This is a genomic window from Streptomyces sp. SID5464 (assembly GCF_009862985.1).
GTDB lineage: Bacteria > Actinomycetota > Actinomycetes > Streptomycetales > Streptomycetaceae > Streptomyces > Streptomyces chartreusis_D.
This window is the reverse complement of record NZ_WWIQ01000036.1, coordinates 36505-57554: the sequence shown is the minus strand read 5'-3', so window position 1 is coordinate 57554 and position 21050 is coordinate 36505. Positions and strand designations below refer to the sequence as shown.

Below are 21050 nucleotides of genomic sequence, written 5' to 3'. Positions count from 1 at the left end.
CACCGAGCTGCCGTCGACGAACCCGGCGGTGCTGGCGTTCCTGCGGGAGGCCCCCGTATCTGGGGAAGGCGGGGACGACCTGGTGCTGTGCGTGAACAACTTCTCGCGGTTCGCGCAGCCCACGGAGCTGGATCTGAGCGCCTTCGAGGGGCGGCATCCGGTGGAGCTGTTCGGCGGGGTCCGGTTCCCGGCGATCGGCGAGCTGCCGTACCTGCTGACGCTGGCCGGTCACGGTTTCTACTGGTTCCGGCTCCGCAGGGACACCCTGTGAGGCCTGAGACGGCCTGACGAGGCCCGAATCAAGGGACGGGCCGCAAACCCCCGTGGCGGGGCGTTTCTCCCGCCCCGCCCGGGGCACGCATCAGTAACACCCCGCCCACCCGCGTGAGCCGGAGGGGCGCCGCCGGCACCTGCTGAAGGCCCCGGAGGCGCACCAATCATGGGTGAAAGGACGCGACGCCATGTCGGAAGCCGTCACACGCACCGTCACCGCCCCGCCCGGCCTCCTTGCCTCCCTCGATCCGCTGCTGCGGGAGTGGCTTCCGCGGCAGCGCTGGTTCGCGGGCAAGGGACGTCCGGTCACCGGGTTCACGCTGGTCGAGGCCACCGAGCTGCTCCCGTCCACCGGCAAGCTCGGCCTGTACCACCTGCTCGTCCGCGCCCACCAGCCGTCCGTACCGTCGCACGGCGCGCCCGGCCACCCCGGCGACTGCTACCAGCTGCTGATAGGCGTGCGCGAGGCGCTGCCGCCTCGGCTGGCGCCCGCGCTGATCGGACACATGGCGACGGGGCCGCTGGCCGGCCGGACGGCCTACGACGCCCTGCACGACGCCAGGCCCGCCGAACTGCTCCTGGAGGCGCTGCGCACCCAGGCACGGATCGGCGGGCTCCGCTTCGAGCGGGACCTCGACCAGGACATCCGGTCCGGCCTGGTACCGCGCGTGGTGACCGCGGAACAGTCCAACTCGTCGATCGTCTACGGAGATACGTTCATCCTGAAGCTGTTGCGCCGGATCGTGCCCGGGGTCAACCCGGACCTGGAACTACCGCTGGCGCTGGCCCGCGAGGGCTGTCCCCGGGTGCCCGCACCGACGGCCTGGATGGTCGCGGACGTCGACCCCGCGGCGGACCCGGTGATCTCGGCGGGCCCGGCCGACCTGGCCGGCCAGCCGTACGTACTGGGGGTGCTCCAGCCGTTCGTGCAGGGCGCCTCCGACGGCTGGGAGCTGGCGCTGCGCGAGCTGGCCAAGGGCGAGGACTTCGGCGCCGAGGCGCGGGCGCTGGGCCGGGCCACCGCCGAGGTGCACACCACGCTGGCCCGGGCACTGCCGACGGTCACGCTCGGCCACATGCAGCTCCAGCTCATGGTGGACGGCATGATCGAGCGGCTGGAGGCGGCCGTCCAGGCGGTGCCCGCTCTGCGGCCGTACGCCGAGGGCCTGCGGACGGCGTTCACGGCGCTGGGCGATCTGGCCGCCGAGGGCCGCACCTGGACCGCGCAGCGGGTGCACGGCGATCTCCACCTCGGGCAGTGCCTGCGCTCGCCGGCCGGCGAGTGGTGGCTGATCGACTTCGAGGGCGAACCGGCCCGGCCGCTGGCCGAGCGGCGCATGCCGCAGCCGGCGGTGCGGGACGTCGCCGGCATGCTGCGGTCCTTCGACTACGCGGCACGCTCGGCCGACCCGCCCCAGCCGGACTGGGCCGAGACCTGCCGGTCCGCGTACTGCTCCGGGTACGCGGAGGCCGCCGGCCTCGATCCGCGCACCGACCCGGTGCTGCTGCGCGCCTATGAAACGGACAAGGCGATCTACGAGGTGGTGTACGAGGCCCGGCACCGCCCCGACTGGCTGCCGGTGCCCCTGGCCGCCATAGACCGGCTCGCCTCGACCGGCCACCTGACCTGACTGACCCACCCCTCGCCCTGGAGGCTCCGCCCGTGACCCCCCGCCCTGAGTCCAGCGGTTCGCGTCCCAAGGGGACGGCCGGGGAGAAGATCCCCGAGCAGCCCACGGCCGCCCAGAAGAAGAGTGCCGCGAAGAAGGCGGCGGTGCCGAAACAGGCAGCCAAGAAGGCGACGGCCCCCGCGAAGAAGGCCGCCGCCAAGAAGACGGCCGCTGCGCAGCCACCCGCGTCGAAGGCCACGGCCAAGAAGGCGGCCCCGGCGAAGACGACCGCGAAGAAGGCCGTCGAGAAGAAGGCAGTCGCGAAGAAGGCAGTCGCCAAGAAGGCTGTCGCGAAAAAGGCGGCCGCTGAGCAGGCGGCTCCTGAGACGGCGACCGCGGCGAAGGCCACGGCCGAGAAGGTGGCCGCGACGAAGACAGCCGCCAGGAAGACACCTGCGAAGAAGGCGACCGCGAAGAAGGCCACAGCCGCCAAGGCGACGGCCACGAAGGCGGTTGCCAAGAAGGCGACAACCAAGAAGTCGGTCGCCAAGAAGGCCACGACGGCGAAGGCTACGGCCACCAAGTCCACCGCCACCAAGGCCACCACAGGCAAGGCCGCTGCCACCAAGTCCACCGCAGCCAAGCCCCCCGCGAAGAAGGCGACCGCGAAGAAGGTTCCCGCCAAGAAGGCCACCGGCGGGCGGGCCACCGCCGGGAACTCCACCGCCGCCCCCGCCCAGACCGTCCCGCCGGAGATGGAGATCGGCGTCTCACCCTCCGTCGGCGCGGCGGACCGGCAGCGCCTGCTCAGCGGTACGCATCACGACCCGCACTCTGTGCTCGGCGCACACCCCGCGCCCGGCGGGATCGCGTTCCGGGCGTTCCGGCCGTACGCGCTGTCGGTGACGGTCGTCGCCGGAGAGGTGCGGGCGGAATTGGACGACGACGGGGAGGGGTTCTTCTCCGGACTGCTGCCGCTGCGCGAGGTCCCTGAGTACCGGCTGCTCGTGGAATACGAGGGGACGGTGCTGGACACCGAGGACGCCTACCGTTTCCTGCCCACGCTGGGCGACCTCGACCTGCACCTGATCGGCGAGGGCCGGCACGAGGAGCTGTGGACGGCGCTGGGCGCGCACCCGATGACCCACCAGGGCGTGACGGGCACCCGGTTCTCGGTGTGGGCGCCGAACGCGCTCGGCGTGCGCGTGGCCGGCACCTTCAACTTCTGGGACGGCACCGGCCACGTCATGCGGTCGCTGGGCTCGTCGGGCGTGTGGGAGCTGTTCCTGCCGGACATCGGCGAGGGTGAGCTGTACAAGTTCGAGATCACCCGCCCCGACGGTTCGAAGACGCTGCGGGCCGACCCGATGGCCCGCCGCACGGAGGTGCCGCCCGCGACCTCGTCGGTCATCACGTCCTCGCGGTACGAGTGGGGCGACGCCGAGTGGCTGGCCCGGCGCGCCGAAGCCCCGGCGCACGAGGCGCCCTTCTCGGTGTACGAGGTGCACCTGCCGTCCTGGCGGCCGGGACTGACGTACCGTCAACTGGCCGAGCAGCTCCCGGGGTACGTGAAGAACCTGGGCTTCACGCACGTCGAGCTGATGCCGGTCGCCGAGCACCCCTTCCACGGCTCCTGGGGCTACCAGGTCACCGGCTTCTACGCGCCGACGGCCCGGCTGGGCACGCCCGACGACTTCCGGTACCTGGTCGACTCACTGCACCGGGCCGGCATCGGCGTGCTGATGGACTGGGTGCCCGCGCACTTCCCGCGCGACGACTGGGCGCTGGCCGAGTTCGACGGCCGGCCCCTGTACGAGCACGCGGATCCGCTGCGGGCCGCGCACCCCGACTGGGGCACGCTGGAGTTCGACTTCGGGCGCAACGAGGTGCGCAACTTCCTCGTCGCGAACGCCCTGTACTGGTGCGAGGAGTTCCACATCGACGGGCTGCGCGTGGACGCGGTGGCCTCGATGCTCTACCTCGACTACTCGCGCGAGCCGGGCCAGTGGACGCCCAACGAGCACGGCGGCCGGGAGAACCTGGACGCGGTGGCGTTCCTCCAGGAGATGAACGCGACGGTGTACCGCAGGGTGCCCGGTGTGGTCACGATCGCCGAGGAGTCGACCGCCTGGGACGGCGTCACCCGGGCCACCCACCACAAGGGCCCGAGCGGCTTCGGCGGGCTCGGGTTCGGGCTGAAGTGGAACATGGGCTGGATGCACGACTCGCTCCAGTACATGAGCCACGAGCCGGTGTACCGCAAGTACCACCACCACGAGATGACGTTCTCGATGGTGTACGCGTACAGCGAGAACTACGTCCTGCCGATCTCCCACGACGAGGTGGTGCACGGCAAGCGCTCCCTGGTGTCGAAGATGCCGGGCGACTGGTGGCAGCAGCGCGCCAACCACCGGGCGTACCTGGGCTTCATGTGGGCCCATCCCGGCAAGCAGCTGCTGTTCATGGGGCAGGAGTTCGCCCAGGGTGCCGAGTGGTCCGAGGCGCACGGCCCGGACTGGTGGCTCCTCGATCCGGGCTACGGGGCCGAGCCCGAGCACCGGGGCGTGCGTGACCTGGTCCGCGACCTCAACACCGTCTACCGCGCGACTCCGGCGCTGTGGCGGCTCGACACGGACCCGGCCGGTTTCGAGTGGGTGGTCGGGGACGCCGCCGACGACAACGTCCTCGCATTCCTGCGGCTGGACCCGGAGGGCGCTCCGATCCTGTCGGTGTCGAACTTCGCGCCGGTCGTCCGTCAGGACTACCGCCTGGGCGTGCCCGAGGACGTCCCGGCCTGGCACGAGGCCGTCAACACCGACGCCGCCCGCTACGGCGGCAGCGACGTCACCAACCCCGACCCGGTCAAGCCGGAGGCCCAGCCCTGGCACGGCCGCCCGGCGAGCATCCGTCTGACGCTGCCGCCGCTGTCGACCGTGTGGCTGCGCCCGGCGTAGGCGGCCCGTGACACCGCTGGTGGGGTGGCCGCACGCCTGCCACCCCACTCACCTCTCGGGCACCGCGCGGAAGGGGGCGATCTCCTACCCGAAGTGCTCGGCCAGTGCGTTCGGCAGCTTTCCGGTGTGCAGCACGCCGAGCCGCTGGGTGGCGCGGGTCAGGGCGACGTACAGGTCGCTCGTGCCGTACCGCGCGGGCTCGACCACGAGGACGGAGTCGAACTCCAGGCCCTTGGCCTGGCGCGGGTCGAGGAGGACGACGGACTGCGTGAGGTCGGGTTCCGCGCCCGCCGTCACGCCGTCCAGCCGGGCCGCCAGGCCGCGGTGCAGGTCGCGCGGGGCGATCACCGCGAGCCGCCCCTCGGCGGGGGTGAGCTCCTCGACCGCCTTGGCCACGGCGCCCGGGAGGTCGTCGGTGGCCCGCGCCCAGGGGTGAACGCCCGTGGCGCGGACCGAGCTCGGCGGCTCGAACTCCGGGTGCTCGGCACGGACCACGGCCGCGGCGACGTCCATGATCTCGGCCGGGGTGCGGTAGTTGACGCCCAGCCGGGTGTGCTCCCAGCGGTCCTCGACGTACGGGCCGAGGATGCCCGCCCACGAGCCGACACCGGCCGCCTCCGCCGTCTGCGCGGGGTCGCCGACCAGGGTCATCGAGCGGGTCGGGCTGCGCCGCATCAGCAGCCGCCACGCCATCGGCGACAGCTCCTGCGCCTCGTCCACGATGATGTGCCCGAACGCCCAGGTGCGGTCGGCGGCGGCACGCTCGGCGGCGCTGCGGTGGTCGTCCTCCTCGTGCCGCTCGGCGAACCGCTCGGCGTCGATGATGTCGTGCGCGGACAGCACCTCGGAGCTTTCGGGGTCGTCCTCCTCCTTGTCCTCGAACTCGTAGGTCCGGGACGCGTACGACACGTCCAGCACGCCCTGCGCGTAGGCGATCTGCCGCTCCCGCTCGCGCTGCGCGCGCTCCCGGGCCAGCCGGTCGTCCTCGCCGAGGAGTTCGGCGGCCTCGTCGAGCAGCGGCACGTCCGCGACCGTCCAGCGCCGGGTCACCGGGCGGCGTACGGCCTCGGCGTCCCCGGCGGACAGGAACTCCTCGGGCGCGGCGAGGAAGTCGGCGACGAGCCGCTGCGGGGTGAGCAGCGGCCACAGCTGGTCGATGGCGGCCCAGACCTCGGGGTTCTCGGCGAGGTCGTCGCGGATCTGGGTGATGTCGCTGGGGTCGAGCAGGCTGGACCCGTCGAAGGGGTCGGTGCCGATCCGCTCGGCGTACAGCTCGGTGAGGGTGTTGAGGATGTGCCCCTCGAAGTGCTCACGGGCCGCGTTGTGCGGCAGCTTCGCGGCACGGGTGCGCTCGCGGGCGACGTTCACCAGACCGTCGTCCAGCATGAGCACCTCGCGTTCGTGCTCGATGGCGATCACCGGGTCGGGCAGCGCCTGCCGGCTGCGCACGACCTCGGCGAGGACGTCGGCCATCTCGGCCCGGCCCTTCACGGCAGCGGCCTCCGGCGGGTCGGTGGCGGTCGCCTTCACGCCGGGGAACAGCTCGCCGACGGTCGCGAGGAGCACACCGGTCTCGCCGAGGGAGGGCAGCACCTCGCCGATGTAGCCGAGGAAGGCCGGGTTGGGTCCGACGATCAGCACCGCCCGCTTGGCGAGCAGTTCCCGGTGCTCGTACAGCAGATACGCGGCGCGGTGCAGGGCGACGGCCGTCTTGCCGGTGCCCGGGCCGCCCTCCACCACGAGCACGCCGCGGTGCGGGGCGCGGATGATGCGGTCCTGGTCGGCCTGGATGGTCTGCACGATGTCGCTCATCCGGCCGGTGCGGGCGGAGTTGAGCGCGGCGAGCAGCACGGCGTCGCCGGTCGGGTCCTCGTGGCCGGTGCGGGTCTCGTCGCCGAGGTCGAGGATCTCGTCGTGCAGGTGGGTGACCTTGCGGCCGTCGGTGGCGATGTGCCGCCGACGCCTCAGCCCCATCGGGGTGTGGCCGGTGGCCAGGTAGAAGGGGCGGGCGACGTCGGCGCGCCAGTCGATCAGGACCGGTGTGCGCTCGGCGTCGTCGGTGCGCAGGCCGATGCGGCCGATGTGGTGGGTCACGCCCGAGGTGAGGTCGATCCGGCCGAAGCACAGGGAGCCGTCCACCGCGTTCAGCGCGGCGAGCAGCCCGGATCGCTCGGCCACGAGGATGTCCCGTTCCAGTCTGGCCTGCATGGGGGTGTTGCCCTGCGCGAGCGCGTCCGTGACGGAGGTCTCGGCGTCGCCGCGCAGCGCGTCCACGCGCGCGTACAACCCGTCGATGAATTCCTGCTCCTGCCGCAATTCATCGTCCGGAAATTCGGTGTTTGACAATTCCGCTCCCGCCCGGATATACTGTGCTCACTGAACTTCGCTAAGTTTTCTCATGGCTTCGATCGGCTTGAAGTCACGAATGAACAAATATACGCAAGGAAATCCCCCGAGCGCAATTGCTCGGGGGATTTCCTCGTTTCCGGGTCGTTGTCGGGGTCGGCGTCTACAGCACGTCGGCCAGTTCCTCCAGCAGCCGCCGCTTGGCCCGCGCGCCCACCATCGCCTTCACTGGCTCACCGCCGCGGAAGACCATGAACGTCGGCATCGACAGCACCTTGTAGGCGTTCGTGGTCAGGGGGTTGGAGTCCACGTCGAGCTGCACCACCTTCAGCCGGTCGCCCTCCTCGGAGGCGAGGGCCTTCAGCACCGGCCCCATCTGCCGGCAGGGCGGGCACCAGTCGGCGGTGAACTCCACCAGCACCGGCAGGTCCGCGCCGATCACCTCGGCCTCGAAGTCCGCGTCCGTCACATCGGTCACCACGTGTGCCTCCCCAGTTCGCATTGTGGCTCCGGACCCCCCGGAGCCTCCGCCTCGGCAGCCAGCTCGGCCCGCGCCAGCTGCCGGGCGACCGTCTCCCGCACGCTCGTCAGCTGACCGATCAGGGAGTCGAGCTCGTCCAGCTTGCGCCGGTAGACCGCGAGCGACGCCGGGCACGTGTCGCCCTCGGGGTGCCCGGCCCGCAGACACTCCACGAAGGGCCGCGTCTCCTCCAGATCGAACCCGAAGTCCTGCAAGGTCCTGATCTGCTCCAGCAGCTTCAGGTCGCACTCGTCGTACGTCCGGTATCCGTTGCCCTCACGCCGCGCGGGCAGGAGCCCCCGCGACTCGTAGTACCGCAGCGTCCGCGTCGTGGTCCCGGCCCGTGCGGCCAGCTCGCCGATTCGCATGCCGTCGAACGTAGTCCTTGACGCCCACGTCAAGGCAACAGCGGTTTCCGCTCCACCGGGGAGGTCAGCACGATCGACGTGGTGGTGCGGCCCAGCGCGGAGACCGCCTCCAGGACTTCTTCCAGGTGGACGGTGTCCCGGACGGCGGCCTTGAGGATCCAGCAGTCCTCCCCGACCACATGGTGCACCTCGGTGATCTCGGGCCGCTCGATCAGCTCCAGGGTCCTGGGGTGCTTCAGGAGGGTGTAGCCGCCGTGCGGATCGACCCGGATGAACGCCTGGATGCCGTAGCCGAGCCGGGCGGGCACGACGTGAGCCCCGTAGCCGCTGATCACGCCCGCCGCCTCCAGGCGCCGCACCCGCTCGGTGACCGCCGCCGGGCTGAGCCGGACCCGGCGGCCCAGCTCGCTGAGCTTGATCAAAAAGGCCCTGGATGTACTGGTCATCGGCGGGAACCGTTACGTCGGCAAGCGTCTGGTCGCACGGCTGCTCGCCGCCGGGCACCGCGTCACCGTGCTGAACCGGGGGTCCTCCCCGCCACCGGCCGGAGTGGCGCAGCTGGTCGCCGACCGGGACGACGAGCGGTCCCTGACCGGCGCGCTCGGCTCGCGTCTTCGACGTCGTCGTCGATCAGGTCTGCTACACACCCCGCCAGGCGGCCCTCGCCCGTCGCGTCTTCTCCGGCCGTACCCACCGCTACCTGATGACCTCCACGGTCGAGGTGTACGAGTACGAGGACTCCCCCGAGCTCGTGCGCGAGGAGGCCGTCGACCCGGCCACGGTCACCGTCGATCTCCGGCTGCCCTGGGACGACCCGGCGTTCCGGGAGGCCCACTACGGGGAGGGCAAGCGGCAGGCCGAGGCGGTCCTCGCGGCCGCCGGCCCGGAGTTGCCCTACGCGGCGGTGCGGGTGGCCCACGTGCTGGGCGGGGACGACGACTTCACCGGGCGGCTGGCCCACCACGCCGAGCGGATACGCACCGGCGAGCCGATCGCCGTGCCGGTGGTGAACCGGCCCGCCACGTACGTCCACGTCGAGGAGATCGCGCGCTTCCTGGCCTGGGCGGCGGGCGAGGACTTCACCGGACCGGTGAACGCCGCCTCGCACGGGACGCTGACCACCGAGGAGTTGTGCGAGGCGGTGGCCGCGCACGTCCCGGACGGCCGGGCCGGGTACCGGCCCGTCGAGGTCGGCGAGGCCTCCCCCTTCTCCTTCCGCCGCTCCTACGGCATGGACAACGCCCTCGGCTTCACCTTCGCCGACGCCCGGCAGTGGCTGCCGCGGGCCGTCGCCGAGACGCTCGGGAAGGACGGCTGACATGCGGTACAGGACACTTGGCGGGCTGCGGGTGAGCGCGGTCGGGCTCGGCGCGATGCCACTGTCCATCGAGGGCCGGCCGGAGGAGGAGCGCGCGCTGGCCACCCTGCATGCGGCGCTCGACGCGGGCGTGACCCTCCTCGACACGGCCGACTCGTAACATCTGCCGGGCGCGGAGCCCGGCCACAACGAACGCCTGCTGGCCCGCGCGCTGGCCACGTACGGCGGTGACACCTCCGGCGTGCTGGTGGCGACGAAGGGCGGCCGGGGCCGCCCGGCCGGCGGCGACTGGACGGTGGACGGCTCCCCGCGCCACCTGAAGGCCGCCGCCGAGGCCTCCCGCAAGCGCCTCGGTGTCGAGGCGATCGGCCTCTACCAGCTCCACAAGCCGGACCCCGAGGTGCCGTTCGAGGAATCGGTCGGCGCCCTGCGGGAGTTGCTCGACGCGGGCACGATCCGGCTGGCCGGGGTGTCCAACGCGGACGTCGACCAGATCCGCCGGGCGCGCGAGATGCTCGGCGAGCAGCTGGTGTCGGTGCAGAACCGGTACTCCCCCGCCGTCCGGGACAGCGAGCCGGAGCTTCGGCTGTGCGCGGAACTGGGGCTGGCGTTCCTGCCGTGGAGCCCACTGGGCGGACTGGCCCGCAGCTCCCTGGACGGGCCGTCACGCACGGAGGGCAGGGAACGCCTCGCCGCGTTCCACGAGGTCGCCGCGGACCGCGGTGTCAGCCCCCAACGGGTCGGCCTCGCCTGGCTGCTGACGCGCTCCCCCGCCGTCATCCCGATCCCGGGGGCGAGCCGCCCAAGGACGGCGAGGGACTCGGCGGCCGCGGCGGACCTGCTGCTCACCCCTGAGGAGCAGACCCGCCTGGACCGGGCCACCGAGCCGGTCCACGACTAGGGCGTGTCTGATAATTGATCTTGTGGTGGGTCGAGGTGAGTTGACGGATGCGGCGTGGGAGCGATAGCTCCGCTGTTGCCGGGTGTTGATGGTCGCGGGCGGCCCTGGCGGGATCACCGGCAGGTCGTCAACGGCGTGTTGTGGCGGTTGCGGACCGGGGCGCCCTGGCGGGACCTGCCCGAACGGTACGGCCCGTGGCAGACCGTCTACGAACGCTTCGCGCGTTGGGAGCGGGACGGGACCTGGGCGAGGCTGCTTGAGCACGTCCAGGTCCGCGATGATGCGGTTGGCGCGGTGGAGTGGACCGTGTCGATCGACTCCACCATCAACCGCGCTCACCAACATGCCGCCGGAGCCCGCAAAAAGGGGCATCGACGGCGGACGAACTGGAAGATCCGCCACATCAGGCGCCTGGCCAGGCCCTCGGCCGGTCCCGCGGTGGACTGACCACCAAGGTCCACCTCGCAGCGGATGGACGAGGGCTCCCCCTGGCCCTCGTCGTCACGCCCGGCAACGTCAACGACTCCACCGTGTTCGACACGGTGCTTCAAGCTGTGCGGGTGCCCCGCCCGACCGTGGGACGGCCACGTCGCAGGCCTGAGACGGTGATCGCGGACAAGGCGTATTCCTCGAGGGCCATCCGTTCCGGCTTACGTCGGCGAGGCATCCGAGCGGTCATCCCTGAACGGGCCGACCAGGTCGCGGGCCGGCAGCGCCGCGGATCGGCCGGCGGGCGACCGCCGGCCTTCGATGCCGAGCAGTACAAGGCCCGCAACGTAGTCGAACGCTGCTTCAGCAGGCTCAAGCAGTTCCGAGCTGTGGCCACCCGCTTCGACAAGCTTGCCGTCCGCTACCTCGCCGGACTCCGTCTCGCGTCACTCATCCTCTGGCTCCGCGAACAGTGATCATTTGTCAGACAGGGCCTAGCGGGCCCCCGCGGACTCCAGCTCCCTCTCCTCGGCAGGCTCGTCCGCGGTCTTCCCCTTGCCGGGCAGCAGCAGTGCCACCACGACCGTCCCGGCGCCCAGGATCACGGCCCCGACCAGGCTCGTGTGCGCGACCGCGTCAGCGAACGCGGAACCCACCGCGTCGGCCATCTGCCGTGCCCCGCCGGCCAGTTGCCCGGCCTGCGCCTTGAGCCGCTCCGCCTGCTGGGGGTCACTCGTGTGCGCCGCCTGCTCGGCGAGCTGCCGCGCCTTGTCACCGATGCCCCGGGCGACGGCGTACCCGGCCCCGACGGAGTCCTGGGCCGTCTCCAGCGAGGAGGCGGGGAGCTTGCTGCCCGCCGTCGCGTCCGAGAGGTGGCCGGAGTACGACGTCGCCAGCAGCGAGCCGAGGATGGCGATGCCCAGCGACCCGCCGAGCTCCAGCGACGTGTCGTTCACCGCGCCGCCGACGCCCAGCTGGGACTCCGGGAACGCCCCCATGATCGCGTCCGTGCAGGGCGACAGCGCGAGCCCGATCGCGAGGCCGAGCACGATCAGGGGCGCGACGAAGTCGCCGTACGACGACCCGGAGTCGACCTGGGTGAGCAGCGCCAGGGCCGCCGTACCGCCGACCATGCCGGCCGTGACGGTCCACTTCATGCCGACCCGCGGGGTGAGGTAGCCGGTGAGGGCGGAGCCCACGAAGACGGCACCGGCCAGCGGCAGCATGCGCAGGCCCGTGTCCAGGGCGTCGTAGCCGAGGACGAACTGGAGGTGCTGGGTCAGGTAGTAGAAGGCGCCGAAGACGGCCAGGAAGAACAGGGCGACGGCGAGGTTGGAGCCCGCGAAGCGGCGGTCGGTGAAGCGGCGCACGTCGAGGACGGGACGCGGGTGGCGCAGCTCCCAGAGCACGAAGGTCACGAGCCCGGCGCCCGCGACGACCGCCGCCGTGACCGCCTTGACGCCCCAGCCGAAGTGCGGGCCCTCGATGATCATGTAGACGAGGGCGCCGATCCACACCACTGACAGCAGTCCGCCGCCGTAGTCGATGCGCCCGTGCCGGCCGGCCTTGGACGGCGGTACGAGGACGAGCGCGCCGACGATGGCCAGGGCGGCGACGGGCACGTTGATGAGGAACGTCGACGACCAGCCGTGGTGCGCCAGCAGCGCCCCGGCGACCAGCGGCCCGGCCGCGATGGCGAGCCCGGCCGTGGCGGTCCACAGGGTGATGGCCCTGGCGCGTTCGGCGCGCGGGAAGGTCGCCGCGAGCAGGGACAGCGTGGCGGGCATGATCATCGCGGCGCCGGCGCCCATCACGGCACGCGCCGCGATCACCGCCGTGGCGCTGTCGGCGAGGTAGCCGGAGACGGCACCGCCGCCGAAGACGACCAGCCCGAGGACGAGCGCGCCCCGGCGGCTGTACTTGTCGCCTGTCGCGCCGAGGAGCAGCATCAGCGCGGCGTACGGGACGGTGTAGCCGTCGATGACCCACTGGAGGTCGGCGCTGGACAGGTCGAGGTCCTCGGTCATGTCGGGCGCGGCGACGGTGAGGGCGGTGTTCGCCATCACGATGATCAGCAGGCTCAGGCAGAGCACGAGGAGCGCCCACCAGCGGCGTGCGTAGGGGCGGTCCATCCTCTCGGCCGGTTCGGTCATGACGAGTCGCATGGCAGGGGTCGCCTTCCTCGGGTGTGCGCGACGGGTGGTGCGCGACATGGATTGCACAGCGATGTGCAATTACTCAGTCGTGTGCAATGTACGCTTGTTGCACACCACTGTGCAAATGAGGGAGGTGAGCCCCGCGGCGGGGCGTGCAGAATGGCTGCCATGCCTTCCGGTAACACCAGCCGCGCCGACGCCAACCGGCGCCGCATCCTCGACGTCGCCCTGGCCGAGCTGCTGCGCGACCCCGACGCGTCCATGGACCAGATCGCACGCGCCGCTGGCGTCGTACGGCGGACGGTGTACGGGCACTTCCCCAGCCGCGAGGCGCTGATCAGCACGCTCGTCGACGAGGCGGTGGAGTCCCTGTCGGCCGCGCACGCGGCGGGCCGGGAGGGCGTGGAGGACCCGGCGGAGTCCGTGGCCCGCTCGGTGCTGGCGGTGTGGGAGCTGGCCGACCGCTACCGGCTGCTGATCGCGCTCGCCCAGCGCACGGTCACCATGCAGGGCATCCGGGAGCGGCTCGCCCCGGTCCGGGAAGCCGCCACGGGGGTGCTCCGGCGCGGCCTCGACGAGGGCGTCTTCAGCTCACCGCTGCCCGCGCCGGCCCTGGCGTACGTGCACGAGCAGATGCTGGTCGCGCTGATGGAGGCGGTGAACGACGGGCTCGTGGCAGCGCGAGAGGCGGGCCGCTGCGCCGCGGTCACGGTGCTGACCGCGGCGGGCGTGCCCGCCTCCAGGGCCACCGAGCTGGTGGCCGAGCTGAACGATTGATACAGGGTCTGTCGTGTGGGCAGGGACCGGGCGGCTGAGCGACGGGGGGACACTCAGCCGCCCGGAGTCTCGCGGGGCGCGGCGCGCGGCCGTCAGGCCTTCGCCAGCTCCTTCTCGCCGCCCTGCTCGGGCACCTCGACGTGGCCGTCGGCCGGGCCGCCGTGCCCGTCGTCCAGCAGCGTCTTCTCGTCGAAGGGCAGCTCACCGGCGAGGACCTGGTTCACGCGGTCCTTGTCGATCTCCTTCGTCCAGGTGCCGATCAGCACGGTGGCCACGGCGTTGCCGGCGAAGTTGGTCAGCGCGCGGGCCTCGCTCATGAAGCGGTCGATGCCGACGATGAGGCCGATGCCGTCCACCAGGGCCGGCTTGTGCGACTGCAGACCACCGGCCAGGGTCGCCAGACCGGCGCCGGTGACACCGGCGGCGCCCTTCGAGGCGACCAGCAGGAAGAGCAGCAGCGGGATCTGCTCGCCGAGCGACATCGGCGTGCCCATGGCGTCGGCGATGAACAGGGACGCCATGGTCATGTAGATCATGGTGCCGTCGAGGTTGAAGGAGTAGCCGGTCGGGACGGTGATGCCGACCACCGGCTTGCTGACGCCCAGGTGCTCCATCTTCGCGATGAGCCGCGGCAGCGCGGACTCGGACGAGGAGGTGGACAGGATCAGCAGGAACTCACGGCCGAGGTACTTGAACAGCGTGATGATGTTCAGGCCGGAGATGACGCGCAGCAGGATGCCGAGCACGACGAAGACGAAGAGGAAGCAGGTGACGTAGAAGCCGAGCATCAGCACGGCGAGGCTCTTGAGCGCTTCCAGACCCGCGGAGCCGGTGACGGCGGCGATGGCGCCGAAGGCACCGATGGGGGCGGCCCACATCACCATGGCGAGGATGCGGAAGACGAGCCGCTGGATGTGCTCGATGCCGCGCAGGATCGGCTGGCCGGCCGAGCCCATGCCCTGCAGGGCGAAGCCGGCGAGCAGGGCGATCAGCAGGGTCTGCAGGACCGACTCGTTGGTGAAGGCCGACACGATCGTGGTCGGGATGATGCCGAGCAGGAACTCGGTGGTGTCCTTCGCCTCGGCGTCGATCTGCGCGTGACCGGCCTCCTTGACGGCGTCGGTCACCGCCAGGCCCGTGCCGGGCTCCAGGATGTTGCCGACGACCAGGCCGATGCCCAGGGCCACCAGCGACATCACCATGAAGTAGCTCAGAGCGATGCCGCCGACGGCACCGACCTTGGCGGCCTTCCGTACCGAGCCGATGCCCAGCACGATCGTGCAGAAGATGATCGGGGAGATCATCATCTTGATCAGATTCACGAATCCGGTGCCGATGGGCTTCAGCTCGACAGCGAAGTCGGGTGCGGCCAGACCCACCGCGATGCCGGCGGCGACCGCGATGATCACCGCGATGTAGAGATAGTGCGTGCGGTCCCGCTTGGCTTTGGGTGCGGCAGGTGCCGTATCGGCTGCGCTGGTCACGGCGGCCCTCCTTGACGACGTCGTCGGCATCACCGGCGTGCGGCTCACGTCCGGGACAGGGAGCGGGAAACTCCCGGAGATGCGTATTGGGGAATGCCGTGACTATGTCCTGCTCTGTGAGCGCGGTCACCCTTCCGTTCATTTAGTTCACAATCAGCCACGAGGCAGACTGACGACATGCGCTTCTCCGTACCCGGTCCCCGCAGCCTGGCGGGCCAGCTCTTCGCCATGCAGGCCGTCCTGATAGCGGTCGTCGTGGCCGGATACGCGCTGTTCACCTACGTCAGCGACCGCAGCCAGGCCGAAGAGGCGGCGCGACGCCAGGCCAGGGCGGTGGCGCGGTCGGTCGCCGACTCGCCCTCGGTGCTGGAGGCGGCCCGCTCCTCCGACCCGACCGGCCGGCTCCAGCCGTACGCGCTGCGGGTGATGCGGGACACCGAGGTCGACTTCATAACGATCATGAGCCCGCGGGGCATCCGCTGGACGCATCCCGACCCGGACCAGATCGGCCAGCCCTTCCGGGGCCACACCGAGACGGCCCTGAAGGGCCAGACCTTCACCGAGATCTACACCGGCACGCTCGGCCCCTCGGTCCGCGCGGTCACCCCGATCCGGGACGGCAAGGAGATCGTCGGCCTGGTCAGCGCGGGTATCCGGGTCGAGGAGATCACCCAGCGGGTGCAGGACCAGCTCACGGCCCTGCTCGGCGTAGCGGCCGGCGCACTGGCCCTGGGCGCCGTCGGCACCTACGTCATCAACGCCCGGCTGCGCCGCCACACCCACGGCATGAACGCGGCCGAGCTCAGCCGGATGCACGACTACCACCAGGCCGCCCTGCACGCCGTACGCGAGGGGCTGCTGATGCTGGACGGGCAGTACCGTGTGGCGCTGATCAACGACGGAGGTCGGGAGTTGCTCGGCGTGGCCGGGGACGTGGTGGGCAGGTCGGTGGCCGAGCTGGGGCTGCCCGCCCCGCTGACGGGTGCGCTGCTGGCGTCGGAGCCGCGGGTGGACGAGGTGCATCTGACGGCGTCGCGGGTCCTGGTGATCAACACCTCCCCGGTGTCGGGCGGCGAGCGGCGCGGTACGGTCGTCACCCTGCGCGATGTCACCGAACTCCAGTCGCTGATGGGCGAGTTGGACTCCGAGCGGGGCTTCACGCAGGCGCTGCGCTCGCAGGCGCACGAGGCGGCGAACCGGCTGCACACCGTCGTCTCACTGATCGAGCTGGGCCGGGCGGAGGAGGCGGTGGAGTTCGCGACCGCCGAGCTGGAGCTGGCGCAGGCGTTGACCGACCAGGTCGTGGCGGCGGTGAGCGAGCCGGTGCTGGCGGCACTGCTGCTGGGCAAGACGGCCCAGGCGAACGAGCGGGGCGTGGAGCTGATGGTGTCGGAGGACAGCAGCCTGGACGACGGCCTGCTGCCGGAGTCCCTGCCGGCCCGGGACCTGGTGACCATCCTGGGCAACCTGATCGACAACGCCGTGGACGCGGCACAGGGCAGCGTGCGGGCACGGGTGACGGTGGCGGCGTACACCCAGGACACCGCGGCCCCCGGGGACACCGAGGGTGCCCCGGAACTGGTGCTGCGGGTCTCGGACACGGGCCCGGGCGTGGACCCGGAGCACGCCGAGGCCGTCTTCCAGCGGGGCTTCACGACCAAGCCGGCGGGGCCGGGCGGCCGGGGGCTGGGGCTGGCCCTGGTACGGCAGGCGACCCAGCGGCACGAGGGGACGCTGTCGGTGTCGGAGGCCGACGGGGGCGGGGCGGAGTTCGAGGTACGGCTGCCGCTGCGGGAGTCGGGGGCGGTGGCCGGGGGCGTGACATCCAGGACCTCGGTGTCCAGAGGCGCCGGAGGCGACGCATGACGAGCGACAGCACGCCCGAGAGGGACATCCGCGTCCTGGTCGTGGAGGACGACCCGGTCGCGGCCGACGCGCACGTGATGTACGTGGGCCGGGTCCCCGGCTTCGTCGCGGTGGGCAAGGCGCACACGGGCGCGGAGGCCCGCCGGGCGCTGGAGCGCACGCCCGTCGACCTGCTCCTGCTCGATCTGCACCTGCCGGACGTGCACGGACTGCACCTGGCGCGGTCCCTCAGGGCGGCCGGACACCACGCGGACGTGATCGCCGTGACGTCGGCGCGTGATCTGGCGGTCGTGCGCGAGGGCGTCTCACTCGGAGTCGTGCAGTACGTCCTGAAACCGTTCACCTTCGCGACCCTGCGGGACCGCCTCGTGCGGTACGCGGAGTTCCATGCCGCGGTCGGCGAGGCGAGCGGCCAGGACGAGGTCGACCGGGCGCTGGCGGCCCTGCGCGCACCGGGCCCGGCCGCCCTGCCGAAGGGGCTGAGCGCACCGACGCTGGAGCGGGTGACCGTGGCCCTGCGCGACAGCACGGAGGGCCTCACGGCCGCAGGAGTGGCGGAGACCGTGGGCATCTCCCGCATCACGGCCCGCCGTTACCTGGAACACCTGGTGGACGCGGGCCGCGCCGCCCGCCGCCCGCAGTACGGCACGGTGGGGCGCCCGGAGCTGCAGTACCGCTGGGTCACCGGTCAGTGACGGCCCGTCAGCTGCCACCGGGCTCGATCGAACCCGCGCACACGCATTGACCTGACTAGACCACTCAACCTAGGTTCACCACGCAGCCACCCGGCCACAAAGAAGTGCGCCTGTAGGAGGTTCGTGCCGTGCGCCCCACCGCCGCTCTCACACCTCTCGTCGTCCTGGCCCTCGCCGCCACCGCCCTCACCGCCTGCGGTGGCGGTTCCGGCGGCGATCCCGACACCGTGAAGGTCTCCTTCAAACAGTCCACGGACAACTCCATCAAGGTGATGGACACCTACCTCGCGGACATCAAGGAGCAGTTCGAGAAGGCCCACCCGGGCAAGAAGGTCGAGCTCGTCCCGATCAAGGCCCCGGACTCGGAGTACTACACCAAGCTCCAGCAGATGCTCCGCTCGCCCAAGACCGCACCCGACCTGGTCTACGAGGACACGTTCCTCATCAACTCGGACATCACGAGCGGCTACCTCAAGCCCCTCGACCCCTACCTCGCCAAGTGGCCGGACTGGAACCGGTTCATCGACACGGCGAAGGCGGCGGCCCGGGGCGAGGACGGCAAGACGTACGGCGTCCCCGACGGCACCGACACCCGCGGACTCTGGTTCGACAAGGACGTCTTCGCCAAGGCCGGCCTCCCCGCCGACTGGCAGCCGAAGACCTGGAAGGACGTCCTGACCGCGGCCCGCACCATCAAACAGAAGGTCCCCGGCGTCATCCCGCTCAACGTCTACACGGGCAAGCCGGTAGGCGAGGCCGCCACCATGCAGACCTTCGAGATGCTGCTCTACGGCACGAACGACGGCCGCACGGACCCCCTGTACGACAAGTCGAGCAAGAAGTGGATCGCCGGCGGCCAGGGCTTCGAGGACGCCCTGGCCTTCGTCGAGACGGTCTACAAGGAGAAGCTGGGCCCGGACGTCTCCGACGCGCTCGACCCGAACGTCATGACCCGGGTCCGCGGCGAGTGGCTCCCGCAGGGCAAGCTCGGCATCGCCCTCGACGGCTCCTGGCTCCCACAGGACTGGCTGCCCGGCAGCGGCCACGAGTGGCCCGAGTGGTCGAAGAAGCTGGGCCTGGCCGCCATGCCCACGCAAACCGGCCAGGCTCCCGGCAAGGTGAGCATGTCCGGCGGCTGGACCTGGTCGATCCCGGCGAAGGCCGGCAACCCGGACCTGGCCTTCGAGTTCATCAAGACGATGCAGACCAAGGCCAACGCGCAGAAGTGGTACGTCGCCAACTCCGGCATCGCCGTCCGCGAGGACGTGGCGAAGGACCCCGGGTACGCCACCGCCCAGCCCGGCACCGAGTTCTTCACCGACCTGGTGCGGCACACCCACTACCGCCCCGCCTACCCGGCCTACCCGAAGGTCTCGACGGCCATCCAGGAGGCCATGGAGGGCGTGACGACGGGCGACATGTCGGTCGACGAGGCGACGGGCCACTACGTGGACGCCCTGAAGGACGCCACGGACAACCAGGTCGTCGAGCGGTAGGCGGCGGTACGCCGGATGACCACCACAGCACCGCACACCGGCCTCGGAAAGGCGCCCGGCCCCACGGCTCCCCGCCGCCCCCGGCGGGGCCCGGCCGCGCTGGTCCGGGCCATGCCCCTCACGCCCGCCGTCGTCCTCCTGCTCCTCTTCCTCGCCGGCCCGATCGCCTACTGCGTCTCCATCGCCTTCACCGACCTCCAGCTCACCGGCCAGGCCGAGGACTCGTTCGTCGGCTTCGACAACTTCACCCGGGCCTTCGGGGACGAGGCGTTCCTCAACGCCGTATGGCTGACGCTGGTGTTCACGGTCCTGTCGTCCCTCATCGGGCAGAACACGCTCGGCCTCGCCCTGGCCGCGCTGATGCAGCGTGCGTCGAAACCGGTCCGCACGCTCACCGGCGGCATCGTGGTCACGGCCTGGGTGCTGCCGGAGGTGGTGGCCGGCTTCCTGCTCTACGCCTTCTTCCGCCGCGAGGGCACCCTGAACGCCATCCTGGACTGGCTCCACCTGCCGTCCCAGAACTGGCTGTTCACCCTGCCGATCCTGGCGGTGTCCTTCGCCAACGTCTGGCGCGGCACGGCCTTCTCGATGCTGGTCTACTCGGCCGCGCTGAACGAGATCCCCAGGGAGATCACCGAGGCCGCCGAGGTGGACGGGGCCGGGGGCCGGCGCCGCATGTGGCACATCACCCTCCCCATGATCCGCCGTTCCATCGCCACGAACCTGATGCTCAACACCCTCCAGACCCTCTCGGTCTTCGGGCTGATCTGGGTGATGACCAGGGGCGGCCCGGGCGGCAGGAGCCAGACGCTCCCGCTCTTCATGTACGAACAGGCCTTCCAGAACAGCCTGATCGGCTACGGCACGGCGGTGGCCCTGCTGCTCCTCCTGGTCGGCTCCCTCTTCTCCCTCGTCTATCTGCGCCTGCTGCGGACGGAGGTCTGACCCGCATGGCCGTCACACTCGCCTCCCGCCGCACGGCCCGACGCCTCGCGGCGGACTCGGGGCTCCTGGTGGTCGCCGCCGCGTTCGTACTCCCCCTGGCCTGGGTGGTCCTGTCCTCCCTGGACCCGCACGCCGACCTCCGGGTGAAGGCACCCGACGGCCTCACCCTGGACAACTTCGACGCGATCCTCACGCCCGAGGTCACCTTCACCCCCCTCCTGAACAGCCTGATCCTCTGCGGCAGCGCGACGCTCCTGACGGTGGTCTGCGCGGCCCTTGCCGCCTACCCGCTCTCCCGGTTCAGCTCCCGCTTCAACCGTCCGTTCCTGCTGACGATCCTCTTCGCGACCAGCCTGCCCATCACGGCGATCATGGTCCCGGTCTACGCGCTCTTCGTCCAGGTGGACCTGATCGACACGATGGGGGGCACGATCTTCTTCTTCGCCGCGTCCCAACTTCCGTACGCGATCTGGCTGATGAAGAACTTCATGGACGGCGTCCCCAAGGAACTGGAAGAGGCGGCCTGGACCGACGGTGCTTCGGCCCTCCAGTCCCTGATCCGCATCGTGCTGCCCCTGATGGGCCCGGGCGTCGCCGTCGTGACGGTCTTCTCCTTCGTCATGATGTGGGGCAACTTCTTCGTCCCCTTCATGCTCCTGCTCACGCCCGACCAGATGCCGGCGTCCGTCAGCATCAACGACTTCTTCGGGAACCGGGGGATGGTGGCGTACGGGCAATTGGCGGCGTTCTCGATGGTCTACTCGACGCCGGTGATCCTGCTGTACGTCCTCATCGCCAGGCGTCTGGGCGGGGGCTTCGCCCTGGGCGGCGCGGTCAAGGGCTGACCGGCGTCGCTGCCGGGGCCGGGGAGGTCCGCAACCCGGCGGAACGGGGCACCGCTGCGCCCACCCG

Annotated in this window: 15 protein-coding genes and 3 pseudogenes; 12 read left to right on the top strand and 6 right to left on the bottom strand. The window is 71.3% G+C overall.

Features of this window, described 5'->3' with window-relative positions:
• From GTY47_RS20165 to glgB, 3 genes are all read left to right on the top strand, one after another.
• Positions 1-271 (top strand): alpha-glucosidase C-terminal domain-containing protein (locus tag GTY47_RS20165; RefSeq protein WP_010048621.1); only part of this gene is annotated, 271 nt, incomplete at its 5' end.
• A 190-nt stretch (positions 272-461) separates the two neighbouring features.
• A complete protein-coding gene (locus tag GTY47_RS20160; RefSeq protein ID WP_010048620.1) occupies positions 462-1904 on the top strand; it encodes a hypothetical protein in 1443 nt (480 codons plus the stop codon).
• Positions 1905-1936: 32 nt separating this feature from the next.
• A complete protein-coding gene (gene glgB / locus GTY47_RS20155) occupies positions 1937-4837 on the top strand; it encodes a 1,4-alpha-glucan branching enzyme (RefSeq protein WP_010048619.1) in 2901 nt (966 codons plus the stop codon).
• An 84-nt stretch (positions 4838-4921) separates the two neighbouring features.
• Here the strand turns inward: glgB and GTY47_RS20150 are convergent, their stop codons facing one another.
• The 4 genes from GTY47_RS20150 to GTY47_RS20135 all read right to left on the bottom strand — a co-directional run bounded on the left by GTY47_RS20150 (position 4922) and on the right by GTY47_RS20135 (position 8517).
• Positions 4922-7183, bottom strand: a complete 2262-nt coding sequence (locus GTY47_RS20150) for an AAA family ATPase (protein WP_202458463.1) — start codon at positions 7181-7183, stop codon at positions 4922-4924.
• Positions 7184-7346: 163 nt separating this feature from the next.
• Positions 7347-7661 (bottom strand): thioredoxin domain-containing protein, encoded by a 315-nt coding sequence (locus GTY47_RS20145; RefSeq protein ID WP_010048617.1) that lies wholly within the window; start codon positions 7659-7661, stop codon positions 7347-7349.
• Positions 7658-8071: a MerR family transcriptional regulator gene (locus GTY47_RS20140; RefSeq protein WP_010048616.1), complete on the bottom strand. Its 414-nt coding sequence runs from the start codon at positions 8069-8071 to the stop codon at positions 7658-7660. Before GTY47_RS20140 ends, GTY47_RS20145 begins: the two co-directional genes overlap by 4 nt.
• Positions 8072-8100: 29 nt before the next feature.
• Positions 8101-8517: an Lrp/AsnC family transcriptional regulator gene (locus GTY47_RS20135; RefSeq protein WP_029181787.1), complete on the bottom strand. Its 417-nt coding sequence runs from the start codon at positions 8515-8517 to the stop codon at positions 8101-8103.
• Between GTY47_RS20135 and GTY47_RS20130 the strand changes: the two are divergent.
• From GTY47_RS20130 to GTY47_RS20120, 3 pseudogenes are all read left to right on the top strand, one after another.
• Positions 8501-9389, top strand: a pseudogene (locus GTY47_RS20130) (NAD-dependent epimerase/dehydratase family protein). The gene GTY47_RS20135 and the pseudogene GTY47_RS20130 overlap by 17 nt on opposite strands.
• A 1-nt stretch (position 9390) precedes the next feature.
• A pseudogene (locus tag GTY47_RS20125) lies at positions 9391-10290 on the top strand (aldo/keto reductase).
• Positions 10291-10312: 22 nt separating this feature from the next.
• Positions 10313-11217 (top strand): annotated as a pseudogene (locus GTY47_RS20120) (IS5 family transposase).
• On the opposite strand, the gene GTY47_RS20115 reads toward GTY47_RS20120, so the two are convergent.
• Complete coding sequence (locus GTY47_RS20115) at positions 11214-12884, bottom strand: DHA2 family efflux MFS transporter permease subunit (protein WP_010048611.1); 1671 nt, start codon at positions 12882-12884, stop codon at positions 11214-11216. The pseudogene GTY47_RS20120 and the gene GTY47_RS20115 sit on opposite strands and share 4 nt — an antisense overlap.
• 150 nt (positions 12885-13034) lie before the next feature.
• On the opposite strand from GTY47_RS20115, the gene GTY47_RS20110 reads away from it, so the two are divergent.
• On the top strand, positions 13035-13652 hold the full coding sequence (locus tag GTY47_RS20110) for a TetR/AcrR family transcriptional regulator (RefSeq protein ID WP_029181783.1): 618 nt from the start codon (positions 13035-13037) through the stop codon (positions 13650-13652).
• Between the two features lie 92 nt (positions 13653-13744).
• Here the strand turns inward: GTY47_RS20110 and GTY47_RS20105 are convergent, their stop codons facing one another.
• Positions 13745-15136 (bottom strand): C4-dicarboxylate transporter DctA, encoded by a 1392-nt coding sequence (locus tag GTY47_RS20105; protein ID WP_010048609.1) that lies wholly within the window; start codon positions 15134-15136, stop codon positions 13745-13747.
• 177 nt (positions 15137-15313) lie between these two features.
• On the opposite strand from GTY47_RS20105, the gene GTY47_RS20100 reads away from it, so the two are divergent.
• The 5 genes from GTY47_RS20100 to GTY47_RS20080 all read left to right on the top strand — a co-directional run bounded on the left by GTY47_RS20100 (position 15314) and on the right by GTY47_RS20080 (position 20983).
• On the top strand, positions 15314-17002 hold the full coding sequence (locus tag GTY47_RS20100; RefSeq protein ID WP_010048606.1) for a sensor histidine kinase: 1689 nt from the start codon (positions 15314-15316) through the stop codon (positions 17000-17002).
• Positions 16999-17697: a response regulator gene (locus tag GTY47_RS20095; protein WP_010048604.1), complete on the top strand. Its 699-nt coding sequence runs from the start codon at positions 16999-17001 to the stop codon at positions 17695-17697. The genes GTY47_RS20100 and GTY47_RS20095 overlap by 4 nt, the downstream gene beginning before the upstream one ends.
• A 128-nt stretch (positions 17698-17825) precedes the next feature.
• Entirely contained in the window at positions 17826-19193 is a 1368-nt protein-coding gene (locus GTY47_RS20090) for an extracellular solute-binding protein (RefSeq protein WP_010048603.1), read from the top strand.
• 15 nt (positions 19194-19208) lie between these two features.
• Positions 19209-20138, top strand: a complete 930-nt coding sequence (locus GTY47_RS20085) for a sugar ABC transporter permease (protein ID WP_010048602.1) — start codon at positions 19209-19211, stop codon at positions 20136-20138.
• 5 nt (positions 20139-20143) lie between these two features.
• Positions 20144-20983 (top strand): carbohydrate ABC transporter permease, encoded by an 840-nt coding sequence (locus GTY47_RS20080; RefSeq protein ID WP_010048601.1) that lies wholly within the window; start codon positions 20144-20146, stop codon positions 20981-20983.
• Positions 20984-21050: the final 67 nt, after the last annotated feature.